At 59.1% G+C, this 13052-nt stretch carries 13 protein-coding genes and 1 pseudogene; 12 read left to right on the forward strand and 2 right to left on the reverse strand.

Translation table 11 applies throughout. From position 1 onward, the window contains the following. Nucleotides 1-11: 11 nt before the first annotated feature. The 5 genes from B3Y70_RS08950 (at nucleotide 12) to B3Y70_RS08970 (ending at nucleotide 3696) form a co-directional block, all read left to right on the forward strand. The gene (locus B3Y70_RS08950; RefSeq protein ID WP_278350570.1) at nucleotides 12-473 is read left to right on the forward strand and encodes a chemotaxis protein CheW; all 462 of its coding nucleotides are present in this window, start codon (nucleotides 12-14) and stop codon (nucleotides 471-473) included. A 68-nt stretch (nucleotides 474-541) separates the two neighbouring features. Then, nucleotides 542-1033 (forward strand): Fur family transcriptional regulator, encoded by a 492-nt coding sequence (locus B3Y70_RS08955; RefSeq protein WP_011787178.1) that lies wholly within the window; start codon nucleotides 542-544, stop codon nucleotides 1031-1033. Beyond that, nucleotides 1026-1799: a zinc ABC transporter ATP-binding protein ZnuC gene (znuC, locus tag B3Y70_RS08960; protein WP_273031633.1), complete on the forward strand. Its 774-nt coding sequence runs from the start codon at nucleotides 1026-1028 to the stop codon at nucleotides 1797-1799. Before B3Y70_RS08955 ends, znuC begins: the two co-directional genes overlap by 8 nt. Beyond that, nucleotides 1786-2598, forward strand: a complete 813-nt coding sequence (gene znuB, locus B3Y70_RS08965) for a zinc ABC transporter permease subunit ZnuB (RefSeq protein WP_041655189.1) — start codon at nucleotides 1786-1788, stop codon at nucleotides 2596-2598. Before znuC ends, znuB begins: the two co-directional genes overlap by 14 nt. 111 nt (nucleotides 2599-2709) lie before the next feature. Continuing rightward, a complete protein-coding gene (locus B3Y70_RS08970) occupies nucleotides 2710-3696 on the forward strand; it encodes a PAS domain-containing protein (protein WP_273031635.1) in 987 nt (328 codons plus the stop codon). A 36-nt stretch (nucleotides 3697-3732) separates the two neighbouring features. Here B3Y70_RS08970 and B3Y70_RS08975 read toward each other — a convergent pair whose 3' ends face one another. Next, a complete protein-coding gene (locus B3Y70_RS08975) occupies nucleotides 3733-4815 on the reverse strand; it encodes a patatin-like phospholipase family protein (RefSeq protein WP_273031637.1) in 1083 nt (360 codons plus the stop codon). Between the two features lie 227 nt (nucleotides 4816-5042). On the opposite strand from B3Y70_RS08975, the gene B3Y70_RS08980 reads away from it, so the two are divergent. Beyond that, on the forward strand, nucleotides 5043-6128 hold the full coding sequence (locus B3Y70_RS08980; RefSeq protein ID WP_153739626.1) for a GGDEF domain-containing protein: 1086 nt from the start codon (nucleotides 5043-5045) through the stop codon (nucleotides 6126-6128). A gap of 5 nt (nucleotides 6129-6133) precedes the next feature. Here B3Y70_RS08980 and B3Y70_RS08985 read toward each other — a convergent pair whose 3' ends face one another. After that, a complete protein-coding gene (locus tag B3Y70_RS08985) occupies nucleotides 6134-7048 on the reverse strand; it encodes an alpha/beta fold hydrolase (protein ID WP_183580935.1) in 915 nt (304 codons plus the stop codon). A 182-nt stretch (nucleotides 7049-7230) separates the two neighbouring features. Here B3Y70_RS08985 and folE point away from each other — a divergent pair, with 182 nt between their 5' ends. The 6 genes and pseudogenes from folE to B3Y70_RS09015 all read left to right on the forward strand — a co-directional run bounded on the left by folE (nucleotide 7231) and on the right by B3Y70_RS09015 (nucleotide 12827). Next, nucleotides 7231-7800, forward strand: coding sequence for a GTP cyclohydrolase I FolE (gene folE, locus B3Y70_RS08990; RefSeq protein WP_011787185.1), 570 nt, complete (start codon nucleotides 7231-7233; stop codon nucleotides 7798-7800). A gap of 26 nt (nucleotides 7801-7826) precedes the next feature. Continuing rightward, a pseudogene (gene folX / locus B3Y70_RS08995) lies at nucleotides 7827-8201 on the forward strand (dihydroneopterin triphosphate 2'-epimerase). A 13-nt stretch (nucleotides 8202-8214) separates the two neighbouring features. After that, a complete protein-coding gene (locus B3Y70_RS09000) occupies nucleotides 8215-8649 on the forward strand; it encodes a CoA-binding protein (protein WP_153739627.1) in 435 nt (144 codons plus the stop codon). 167 nt (nucleotides 8650-8816) lie between these two features. Beyond that, a complete protein-coding gene (locus B3Y70_RS09005) occupies nucleotides 8817-10127 on the forward strand; it encodes an HD-GYP domain-containing protein (RefSeq protein WP_153739628.1) in 1311 nt (436 codons plus the stop codon). 58 nt (nucleotides 10128-10185) lie between these two features. Further along, nucleotides 10186-12453, forward strand: coding sequence for a putative bifunctional diguanylate cyclase/phosphodiesterase (locus B3Y70_RS09010; RefSeq protein ID WP_153739629.1), 2268 nt, complete (start codon nucleotides 10186-10188; stop codon nucleotides 12451-12453). Nucleotides 12454-12506: 53 nt separating this feature from the next. Beyond that, nucleotides 12507-12827 (forward strand): hypothetical protein, encoded by a 321-nt coding sequence (locus B3Y70_RS09015; protein WP_011787190.1) that lies wholly within the window; start codon nucleotides 12507-12509, stop codon nucleotides 12825-12827. Nucleotides 12828-13052: the final 225 nt, after the last annotated feature.

The raw sequence follows: 13052 nt of genomic DNA on the forward strand, positions 1-13052 counted from the left end.
GGTAACAAGCAATGAGTGAAAACAGCCAATCCCTGTCCTGCGTCATGATACCGGTCTTGGACCGCCAGCTCCTGCTGCCCAACGTCTCCATTGCTGAGGTGGTGGATTTCAACAGCAACGATGCCGGCGCCAATACACCGGACTGGCTGGCCGGGTTCCTGGACTGGCGCGGGCTCACACTGCCGGTCATTTCCTACGATGCCGCCAACGGCAACAAGCTCACCATCCCTGGTGAAAACCGTGGCCGCATCATTATCCTCAATACCATCGGCCCGAATCACCAGAGCGCCCCGTTCATGGCCCTGGTCACCCAGGGCATTCCCAGCCAGGCGCGCCTGATGGAAGACCAGATCCGACAACTGGACGGCGACCCCGGCCCTGCGGATCTGATGCAGGTGGAAGTAGACGGCGAGCCAGCCTGGATCCCGAATCTGGAATACCTGGAATCCCTGGCCGTCGACGCACATCACTGAGCCTCCGGTCGGCATGGCGTGGCCGCCTGCAAATGTTATAATGTTGCAAATTTTGCAGGATCCACACCATGCCGGAACGCGCACTTCCCTACCGTCCCCATAACCATCAGGCCTGTGTCGCCCAGGCATTATCCGATGCCCATGCCATCTGCCGCGATGAAAACGCCCGCCTGACTCCGATCCGTGAACGGGTGCTGGAGTTGATCTGGCAATCCCACAAGCCGCTGGGCGCCTACGATATTCTGGCCAAACTGTCCTCGGATGGACATAACGCCGCCCCCCCCACGGTCTACCGGGCCCTGGACTTTCTGCTTCAACATGGACTGGTTCACCGGATTGCCTCGCTCAACGCCTTCGTCGGCTGTGCCCATGCCGGTGAACATCATCGCGGTACTTTTCTGATCTGCCGGCAGTGCGGCACGGTCCTGGAACTGGCCATGCCGGAACTCAATCAGGCCATCGAATCCGCGGCGCGCGCGGAAGCCTTCCTTCCTGACGACGTTACCCTGGAAGTGGCTGGCCTCTGCCCCCGCTGTCAGGGGGAGCAAACGAATGACTGACCCTCTGGTCCGGCTAGAACAGGTTACGGTGGCATTTGACGACCGGCCGGTGGTTGATCGGGTCAACCTGACCGTGAGCCGGGGCGATATCGTCACCATCATCGGCCCGAACGGTGCCGGCAAAACCACGTTGATTAAAACCGTTCTGGGGATTCAGCGAGCGACCAGCGGTCAATTATCAGTGGCGCCCGGTCTGGTGATCGGTTACGTACCCCAGCACCTGACTCTGGAGCCCACTCTGCCACTGAGTGTCCGGCGCTTCATGCTGCTCAGCAGGCGTGCACTGGCAGACTGCACGGCCGCGCTGGAACGGACCGGGGTCGCGCACCTGCTGGATGCGTCCGTCCACCACCTGTCCGGCGGCGAAAAACAACGACTGCTGCTGGCCCGGGCACTGGCCCGGAAACCCGATCTGCTGGTGCTGGACGAACCCGCCCAGGGGGTCGATATCAATGGCCAGGCCACACTCTACGATCTGATTCGCCAGCTTCGGGATGAGCTGCACTGCGGTATCATCATGATCTCCCATGATCTGCATCTGGTGATGGCGGCCACAGACCGGGTTATCTGCCTTAATCAGCACGTATGTTGCAGCGGATATCCGGAGGATATTTCCCAGGACCCGGCTTTTGTGGAAACCTTCGGTCATCAGGTTGCCGAGTCACTGGCGGTCTATCACCACCATCACAACCATCGCCACAACCTCCATGGTGATGTGGTCTCTTCCGCGGACGCCCACGAAGGTTGCAGCCATGACCATCATTGATGCGGTACTGGGCGACTTCTTCTGGCGGGCGCTGCTCGGCGGCCTGGGCGTGGCTTTGGTGGCCGGTCCCCTTGGCTGCTTCGTAGTCTGGCGTCGCATGGCCTATTTTGGAGATACGCTGGCCCATTCGGCCCTGCTGGGCATCGCGCTTAGTTTTCTGATCAGCGTGCCTTTGAATCTGGGTGTAGTGATCACCTGTGTGCTCATTGCGCTGGCCCTGGTGCTGCTATCCCGGACCCGCACCCTGGCTACCGATACCCTGCTCGGCATCCTGGCGCACAGCGCGCTGGCCATTGGCCTGGTCACCCTGAGCTTCATGCCGGATGTCAGGGTGGACCTGACCGGCCTGCTGTTTGGCGATCTGCTGGCCATGACCCGACAGGATCTGGTCTGGATCTACGGTGGCGCCGCCTTTGTCCTGTCTTTGCTGGCGCTGCTCTGGCGCGGCCTGCTGATGAGCACCATTCATGAGGAACTGGCACGGGTAGAAGGGATTCCGGTGGAACGCCTGCGGCTGGCGTTGATGCTGATGTTTTCGCTGGTGATTGCGGTGGCCATGAAGATTGTCGGCGTCCTGCTGATTACCGCCCTGCTGATTATTCCGGCCGCAACCGCACGCCGACTGGCCCACAATCCCGAACACATGACCGCCCTGGCAGTGGTCTTCGGGGTGGTGGCGGTGTCCGGCGGACTGACCCTGTCCTGGTACCTGGACACGCCGGCCGGACCATCGGTGGTGGTCACTGCATTTCTGGTGTTCCTGATGGTGTATGCAGGTGCCCGCCAGAGCCGGCACTGACCGTCCGCGCCACCAGTCAGCACAGGGCGGCGCCCGAATTGCCGGGCCGGTATTGCTGGTCTAAAGTTAGGCGGTATCCGAGCAGCAAAGGCCTCGCGGGAGCACACCAGCATGGACAGCGACCTTCGTAACACACCCGGCACCCGATTCCGGCTCTGGCCGGGTCTCTGGATTCCCGGGGTTATCCTGGGTATCGGCATACTGGTGTCAGTGGCACTGGCCAACACCCTGGCGCGAACTATCGCTGACCTTGGCCTTGAGGCCTACCATGCCAGGCATCAGGCTCTGGTTGCGACGATCGCAGCCCGTCTACAACACACGCCGGGGCAGCAATTGTCTGCATCGCTGACCTCAGCTTTGGCGACAGATCTGCCCGAGGGCCTGCAGCTTCGAATCGATACGCTCGCCAGACACACCAAACAGGCTGTGCTGGAGCTCGGCAACGTAGACGAGCCCCGGGATTCCGAGGCCCTGCGGACCGAGCTGACACTGCCCGGCAGGCACTGGATGGTCACCACGACGCCCAGCGCAGGGTGGATAGACCGGGCCTCGAACCAGGCGCGCTGGCAGCTTCTTACTGCAGGTGCCGGTATCTCGGTACTCGCAGCCTTACTGATGCTGGTCGCCTGCCGTCGACTGGCCATCCGCAATGCCAGAATCCGGCAGCAACAGGCACAACTCGATCGCGATCAACAACAGATTACCAATCTGCAGGTGGAGAAGTCTGTGCTCCGGCATGCGCTGAACGACAGCGAAGCAAGAAGCCGGGATCTGGTCCGGCTGGGCGGAGCGGTAATCGCCGAACTGGATCACCAGGGGCGCATCGGATTTGTGTCCGCCCAGATTGCCGACGTGCTCGGTCGCGCGCCCTCCGACCTGACCGATCAGCCGTTTGAACAACTGGTATCCGAACAAGACCGCAGCCGGTTCCGGGAAAGCCTGGACAGCGCCCGCAGCGAGGAAGACCTGACCCGAACCGACCTGGTACTGATCGGGGCCGAGGATACCCGGCCAGTGCGGGTCTGTCTGCGCCTGAAACCCATCAAGGATCCCGTCCACGGCATTACCGGCTTTCGGCTCAGTGCTACCCCGGACTAGGGCCCGCATAGACGGCCAGCGCGATCTACCAGCGACTCACAAGGGCTGAATCCGGTCCAGCAGCCGCCCATTCTCAACCAGCTCAAGAAACTCATCACCCAACCTGTCACTCTCCGAGATCGCTCGACGCCAGGCTCGCTCGCGACCGGCATCATCGCCGACGTACTTCTCGAAGTCCTTTCGATCCGGCAGTTTGCGATCCGGCAGGGTTGCCAGGTAATCCGGTGACGGCGATACCAGCACGACATCCTGCAGTCGACTGGCATCGCCCCGACGCCATGGCAAGGTTTTATCGAACCAGCCGGGAACCACACGATCCGTAAAATGCGGATAGAGGACAATGCCAGGCTGCTGGTAAGGCAGGTCAAGGTGATAATCGAGCAGTCCGCCATCCCGGTATACACCCTCTGGCGCGCCCGGAATATTGCGGACTCCAGACATCACCAGGGGAATGGAAGCGGACGCCAGCAGGGCCGGCAACAGGTTATCCCGGCTCAGGGGCACTTCATGACTGGGGAAATCCACCAGGCTTGAGACCGGCGCGCGGCTCCGGGCATCGTGCACAATGCCACGTTCCATAAAACGACCCAGGTGCCGGCGGCTGACCATGTTGGCGCTGATAGCCCGCATCAACCCGAGGCTCAGCCTGCCACGGGTATCGTGTTGCAACAGGCCAAGACTGCGCACTACTACAATGCTCAACCGGTACCAGGGATGGCTGAGCAGAAAGTCTTCCCGGCCCCCCAGCAGCTCCTCCAGAAACAGTATGCTTTTGCGGGAGATTTCCGCAGCGCTGACGCCTTTGGCAAATCGCTGACTGGTGTACAGCTCGGCCAGGCGGGCCAACTGGGCCTTGGGATCATCTGAAGAGGCAATGGCGGCAAACCGCCAGCTGCCGATGGAAGATCCGATCAGAGCCCTTTCCTGGGGAGCCTGCGGCAACCAGTCACCAAAAATGGCCTTGTCCAGGCCACTGATTCCCAGCGCCTTCGGGCCACCGGCTGCCCCCGGAATCACGTGGACATCTTCCGGCCCCAGCGGTTTCTGTTGCAAGCGCTGCAAAGCCCGGCGACCTGCTCGGATGGTCAGTGCCGGCTTCCGACTGTGAATGGCAGTCATTCCTTTCTCCCCTGAAATGTCCGGCGAGTGTATCCGACCGACCGGAGGTGGCCAACTGAACAGAATTCATGACGGCCATGTATATTCTGAATAACAGATGTCTCCAGAATAGTTTTTGCAAATACCATCGATCCGTGGTTTTTGCTTTCGCTCATCAAACTCCATGCTAGACTTGAGCCATCGATTACAAACGGAAACATGCCGGTTATGAACAGCGGGAGTAGGCTGTGAATCTAATTGCCTCGCCAAATACCCTGGCAACCAACCCGACCCTGGCTGTTCTCGGGTTCAAGCGGCAACTGGTCTATCATCTGCACATCTGGGCGTTTATTGCGGTCGCTCCCCTGGTCATGGTGCAGTGGCAGCATGGCAACGTTCTGCTGTCATCCCTGCTGATTCTGTTCTGCGTGAACGCTGCCCTGGTGATCGCGTTCCTGCGTTTTCGCAGTACCTATTTTTTCAAGGGCCGGCTGTTCCCCATACTGGCCGTGGTATGCGCAGCCTATTCCACCCTCATCAATGGTCATGCCGGGCTCTACTGGGCCTATCCCGCCGCCATTGCCCTGTTTTTCCTGCTGCCCCTGCGTGAAGCCATTTTCTGCAATATCGTGTTTGTGTCGGTCATGGCGGTAGTGTCCTTCTTCAAATTTCCCGAAGCCGACTTCTGGCGTATCACTTTTTCCCTCGGTCTCAGCTGCCTTTTTGCCATGATCTTTGCCTGGCTGGTGGGGCGCCTGCAGGCCGAGCTTACCCGCCTGGCGACAACCGATCCACTGACCGGCTGCCTGAATCGCTCCCAACTGGCGGATATCCTGAACAGCCAGATTCAGATGCGGGAACGCTATGAACGGGTGTCCAGCCTGGTACTGATTGATCTGGATTATTTCAAGACCATCAATGACCGCTGGGGCCACCTGGCCGGTGACAAGGTGCTCAAGGAAATGGCGCTGCGGGTACGCAAGCGGTTGCGGGAAAGCGATCAGCTGTTCCGTATCGGCGGCGAAGAATTCATGGTAGTACTCCCGGAAACCCGCCAGAAAGACGCCGACACCCTGGCGCACCAGTTGCTGACCAGCATCAGCGCCCGGCCGTTTCTGGATGACATCCGGGTTACCGCGAGTGCCAGCGTGGCGGAAGTCACCCAGGGCGAGACCTGGTCCGTATGGCTCAACCGGGCAGACCAGGCTCTGTACGAAGCGAAATCCCGTGGCCGGAATCAGGTGGTGAACGCTCCCAGGCTCGCGAGCCAGGAGGACATCCTGGATCCGGCACCACTGGCAGACCCGGCCACCGGCGGCACCACACCGGCCTGAGCTGGCTAGCGCGCCTTGCGAAACTCCCTGTAGGCGCTGTAGACATCCCAGGGTTGCTCAAAGTGGGGGTAATGCCCGACATTGCGCAACATCACCACATCGGCCTGAGGGATCAGCTCCCGATAGCGCCGGGCCATGGCGGCGCCGGACACCGGGTCGGCACCGCCGGAAATCAGTCGCATGGGCTGCTCCGCCTTTTGCAACGCTCCGACCCAGCGGTTGCGGTGACAACGACGCTCCTCCATGAACTGGATCAGGCGGTGCAACACGCCCCGGCCGTTGTTGTAGTTCAGCAAATGCCAGAAGTCGTCCATGTCCTGCCTGCCCGGCGGATTACGTGACCCGAACAGACGTCGAAAGTTGCGTTCGAAGAGCGATCGGCTGAGCCCCCGGCCAATGAGGCCACCCAGGGGGCTGCGCAGAATCTTCTGGATAAACAGGGGATGGTGAACTTCCGGAAACAGACCACCGTTTAGCAGGCAGACACTGCTGATGGCAAACGACAGCTCGCCCTCCTGCTCGCGGGCCAGCAGTTCCTGGACGACGGTGGTGCCGTAATCATGTCCAAACAGGTGCACCCGCTCCAGACCCAGCCCCTCAATCCAGCCCTGAATCAAATCCGCCTGATCTTCGATGCTGTAGGAATAATGCAAAGGTTTATCGGAAAAACCGAAACCGAGCATGTCCAAAGTCAGCAGGTTATGCTCGCGCACCAGCATGGGCCAGATCCGGCTCCAGTCCCAGCTCGCGGTTGGGAAGCCATGCAGCAGAACGAGCGGCTCACCCTGCCCTCCCATGCGGCTGAAGATGGCATGCCCCTCGTAACAGAACCATTTGCCAGCCTGTTGCCAGGCTTCCAGCGTAAATGTCTCCTGGCGACCAGATGCCGCCACTTCTGAACCCGGTATCACCTGTTCCATGTGCAATCCATGACCGTACCCGAAACTCCTCATACTTTAGTGCAAAGCTGCGGCCGGGGCCATATCGCCTTCGGCGGCCTGTGCGGTGGTCCTTTTCTACGCCACAGACGTAAACCATGGAGATACCCGGCGAATTGCCTTAAGCTTTGGCCTTTTTCAGACACCCCAAACCGGAATCGATTATGTCTCTACCCCTTGATGATCTGGCCGATCACTACCGCACTATTATCCAGGGCCTGGGCGAAGACCCGGATCGAGAAGGCCTCCAGAACACGCCCATGCGTGCAGCCAAGGCCATGCAGTTCCTCACACGCGGCTACCAGCAGGACCTCGAAGAGCTGGTCAATAACGCCGTGTTTGAGTCCGCCATGGACGAAATGGTGGTGATTCAGGACATCGAACTGTACAGCATGTGTGAGCATCATATGCTGCCCTTCATCGGCAAGTGCCACATCGCCTATTTGCCCCAGGGCAAGGTGCTGGGCTTGTCCAAGTTTGCCCGCATCGTCGACATGTATGCCCGCCGGTTACAGATTCAGGAAAACCTGACCCGTCAGATCGCCGAAGCCATCGAGAGCGTTACCCAGGCCAAGGGCGTCGCGGTGGTCATTGAAGCCCAGCACATGTGCATGATGATGCGCGGCGTAGAGAAACAGAACTCGCGTATGAAAACCTCCATGATGCTCGGGCAGTTCCGCAAATCCCAGGCAACCCGGACCGAGTTCCTGAACCTGATTTCCAGTAACCGCTGATATCCGACTGACTCCAGGGAATTGTTATGGCAAACGCCCAGAAACCACTGGCCCGTGTCCAGATCAAGAATCTTCTGCTGCGTGCCTATATCGGCATCAAGTAAGAAGAGATCAACAACCAGCAGGATGTGGTGATTAACGTTTGCCTGACCTACGATGCCTCGGAGGCTATCGAGCGCAATGAAATCTCTGCTGCGCTCAACTACCGGACCATTACCAAGCAGATTATCGCCCATGTGGACGGCCAGCGGTTCGCCTTGCTGGAGCGCCTGACCCACGAAGTTTTGACCATCGTCATGGAACATGGCGCCGTGCGTTGGGCCGAGGTAGAAATCGACAAGCCCCATGCGCTACGTTATGCAGAATCGGTTTCCGTGACTCTGGAAGCCAGTCGCGACTAGGAGAATCTGCATTATGCCCAGCAACAGCCCCGAACAGATCCGGGAGATCCTGGAATCGGTTAATACCATCGCCCTGGTGGGTGCCAGCGAGAAGACCAACCGGCCGTCCCATGAAGTGATGGAATATCTCCAGCACCAGGGCTATCGGGTGATTCCGGTTAACCCGCGCCTGGCCGGTCAGCAGGTTCTGGGCGAAACCGTCTATGCAGACCTCGCCACACTTCCAGAGCCAGTGGATATGGTGGAACTTTTCCTGGCTCCTGAGCGTACCGATGCCGTGATCGATCAGGCCATTGAGCAGAAGGTTCCGGTGCTCTGGCTGCAGATTGGTGTGATCAATGAAACCGGCGCTCAGCGTGCCGAAGCCGCCGGCCTGGCGGTGGTGATGGATCGCTGCCCCAAGCAGGAAATACCGCGGCACGGCCTACGCACCCCGGCCAAACGCTGACCTGTCTTACTGTCCCTGGTGCATGACTGATATCGGTAGCCGGCATGAAAACCGGCTGCCGAAGCTGAGCTGGATCAAGAGCCAGATCACAGTTTCAGATCGTAACTGTTACCAATTGCGACAGTCTGACATACTCTCTGAACAATAATTCGAAGACTGGCAGGACCATGTGGTTCCGAAGTAAACCAGGCAAGTCCAGAGCCGCCGCTAAAGGCCGCGATGTTCAGAGCACTCCCAAAGCGTCTACAGACGTTGTACTGGAACGGGTGCGTCTGCCCGTGGACCTGCTGCAGCCCGGCATGAAAGTGGTCAAGCTTGACCGGCCCTGGACCGAGGTCCCGGTTCTGTTCCAGGGATTCACTCTGCAATCCGACGTCGAAGCCCGAATACTGCGCCAGTATTGCGCCTGGGTCGTGGTCGAGGACGAGGCCGAGAGACTGGCTCCGGTTCTGGATCAGATCCCCCACCTGAAGCAACGCACCACCGAGCCCCTAGAGGAAACCCGTACCCTCGAACAGGAACTGCCCAGGGCTGCCGATGCCTGGGGCCGAACCCAGCAGTTCGTGGAAAAGGTGATTCGCGACATCGAACAGCATAACGATCTGGAACTGGCGTCTGCCCGACCGCTGATCCGCTCCTGCGTGGACAGTATCAGAGCCAACGCCAGTGCCATGTTCTGGATGGCACGAATCAAGAACCGCGATGCCTACACCGCCGAACATTGCCTGCGCGTCGCCATTTTTACCGTAGCCTTCGCCCGTTTCCTCGGTCTGCCGGAAGACGATCTGGAAGTGGCCGGCATGTGCGGGCTGCTGCACGATATCGGCAAGTTACGGGTACCGGACGAGATCCTCAACAAACCCGGGCCTTTGTCCCCCCGGGAATATGAGTTCATGCGGAAACACACCACCCTGGGCCATGAGCTCCTGAAGCAGGACCCAAGCCTGGACCCGATCATCAGCGATGTGACCCTGCATCACCATGAACGCATCGACGGCCGGGGCTATCCACAACAGTTGCCGGAGTGGCAGATCAGCCGGTTTGCCCGCCTGATTGCCATCGTCGACGCCTACGATGCCATGACCAGCGACCGGTGTTACCGCGACGGCATGTCACCGGCCGACGCCGTAAGGATTCTGTTCAAGAACCGGGGGCAGCAATTCGACGCCGATATGGTCGAAGCCTTTATCAAAATGATGGGTATCTATCCCCCGGGCAGCCTGGTCGAACTGAGCACAGGAGAAGTCGCGTTGGTAGTAAGTACGCACCCCGGACGCAAACTCAAACCGAGCGTTGAGATACTGCTGGATCCCTCGAAAAAGCCGGTCACGCCGCGAGTCGTGGATCTCGGTGAGCAGATGGGGCTTGAGCACACCACTCGGGAAATCGCCAGGGCTTTACCTGACGGCGCTTTCGGGATATCCCTTAGGGGTCGGATCGAACAGCTAATGGCAAAGAGCGTTGCAAATCATTCATAATCAGCGCGAGCCTGCCGTTAACCCAGGTATCCCGAACCCACTCACTCCGGAGCATGATGTGGAGAAACCCGAGACATCCATCAGACTGGTCGTACGCGCGCTGATGAGCCCGGTTTTCCCGGTTCTGATCTTCCTGGTGTTTCTGGGTATTGCCTCCGGGCTCCGGGTTGGCCTGATCCAGCAGAATACCCACCAGATCCAGACCAATCTCAGCAATGAAGCCAGAGCGCTCGCCAACAACCTTGAGCGCGAATTCATGGTGCACCTCGATGCCATCGGTCGTATGGCCATGCGCATGCAGGCCAATCCATCCCAGACCGAGGCGCTCTGGCGTGAGGATGCGCGCAATTATCTGAGAGACTTCGGGGTTTACCAGGCCATTGAATGGATTGACCGCAACTACATCATCCGCTGGCTGGAACCCCTGAGCGGCAACAACGATGTCATCGGTTTCAATGTCGCCTTCAATGAACAGCGGCGAGCGGCGCTATCGCGGGCTGCAGCCTCCGGACAGTACGATATTTCCGGCATCATTGACCTCCGACAGGGCGGAGAGGGTCTGGTGATCTATCATCCTGTCGGGCGGGGTGATGCCAATAACGGTTTCATGGCTGGCGTTTTCAGAATGAATACGCTGGCAGAGCAAATGTTGACCCGGCGGGTCCTTGAACAGTTCCAGGTCACCATCACCCAGAGTGACCAGACCAGTTATCTGCTGAACACCTCGTCCGACCTTGATAACTCGCTGAACCACACCGTACCGATCAACCTGCCGTCCCTGGACTGGTCACTGACACTCACGCCTTCGAGACAGTGGGTCGAAGGCCAGCGCAGCAGCTGGCCTACCATGACCTTTACCAGCCTGCTTCTGATGGGCCTGCTCACCAGCCTTACTACCCTGCTGGTGCAACTCATCCTGAAACGCAACCAGGCTCTGCTCAAAACCCGTAAAGAACTGGAACAGGAAATCGATCAGCGAGTAGCCATGCAGGTGGACCTGGAACGGCTGGAGTCGACCGACACCCTCACGGGTCTGGCCAATCGCCGCTTCTTCATGGAAGACCTCGCGCATACCATCAACATTGCCGATCGACAGCTGCGCCAGATCGCCCTGGTGATGCTGGATCTTGACCGCTTCCAGATGCTTAACGATTCCCTCGGGCATCAGTTCGGGGATGAGCTTCTGATCAAGGTGTCTGAACGCCTGAACGGGTTGAGCAATGAGCGGGTACTGGTCGCCTACTCCGGTGGTGACGAGTTTATGGTGTGTCAGCAGCAGGTCGATGACATTGACGATGTGATTCACCTGCTGGGCCAGATCAAGCAGTGTTTCGCCGCGCCGTTCGAGGTGCAGGGCGAGGCTCACAGTATTACCGCGACCATGGGTGTGGCGGTTTACCCCCAGAGTGGTCTGGACGCGGATGCGCTGTTACGCAATGCCGATATTGCCCTGTACCGGGCCAAGGAGCAGGGCCGTAATACCTACCAGTTCTATACCGAGGGCATGCAGGACCGCGAAGTGCTGCGTCTTGAGCTGGACCGTGACCTGAGCCAGGCGCTGGCCAATGATGAATTCGTGCTTTACTTCCAGCCCCAGCTCAATCTCGACACCGGCCAGATCAACAGTGTCGAGGCGCTGATTCGCTGGCAACACCCGGTTCGCGGGCTCCTGCCTCCGGTGGAGTTTATTCCGCTGGCTGAGGAAAGCGGCCGGATTACCGAGATCGGCCGCTGGGTGGTACTGGCCGCCTGCCGTCAACTGGCACGCTGGAAAGGTACGCCCTGTGAGCACCTGAGAGTCGCGGTGAATCTGTCTGGCCGCGAACTGGATGACGATTCCCTGATTGACCATATCCGTTCAACCCTGGCATCGGAGGCGGTGGATCCGTCGAGGCTGGAGGTGGAACTGACTGAGGAAATCTTTATCCAGAACATCGAGCACAACCTCAATCAGTTATCCCAGCTGCACCAGTTGGGTGTGCATCTGGCGATTGATGACTTCGGGGTTGGTTACTCGTCGCTGGGCTATCTGAGAGATTTCCCGGTCGACCTGCTGAAGATTGACCGGTCGTTCATTACCGACGTCACTGAGCGCCACGATGATGCGGTGATTACCCGGGCGGTGATCAATCTGGCCCACAACCTGGGCATTCAGGTAGTGGCTGAAGGCGTCGAGACGGAGGAGCAACTGAACTTCCTGAAAGCGCACCGATGCAATCTGGCCCAGGGCTATCTGATCAGCCGGCCGATTCCGGCGGCCGATCTTGAGCGGGCGCTTGCGGAAGGCATTCTGATTCCGGGCCTGCCCGTCGGTTCCGGTTTGTAATTACCGGGCCAGAACTCCACACTTCACTTTCAACGGTTTGTCACGAGAGCATTATGTCGGCCAGATATCTGACTTCGGAGCAGGATGCACAGCTTCGCCGCTGGGAGCGGTGGAACCGAAATTATTTTGTGTTTGCGTTTGTGGCGTTGATTGTAGTGCTGGTGTTCAGCAGTCAGTTGGGGCTGTCGTCCGGCGATGACTGGGGGTCGCTGGGGGTGTTGCTGGCGTTGCTGGTGGCGCCGATTGTGGTTCTGCAGTTGCGGCTGAGGTGCCCTGCCTGTGGCGTGAAAATTGGCTGGCAGGCGAAGCTGATGGCGCCGGATCAGTGCAAATCATGCGGTGTGTTTCTGCGTTCGAAAAACGCTTCTTCCTGAATTTCTCTCCGAAAACCTTTGACCTGTGAGTTGGTCACAGGTTTTAGTCTAATCTTCAACGTAGTGAGTTTGCCGTGCCGGCACGGGGGTAGCCCTTCCGAAAACCGCTGCGAGTACATCCCTGTACGCTTGTCTCCGCCATCCATGGCTCCGAACATTTTCGGAAGGGCTACCCCCGCACCAGCACTCCGCTGACTTGATCCGTGGTTTCCCGGTATCTGGTCT

It is taken from the genome of Marinobacter sp. UBA5687 (assembly GCF_002420325.1).
Taxonomy (GTDB): Bacteria; Pseudomonadota; Gammaproteobacteria; order Pseudomonadales; family Oleiphilaceae; genus Marinobacter; species Marinobacter nauticus.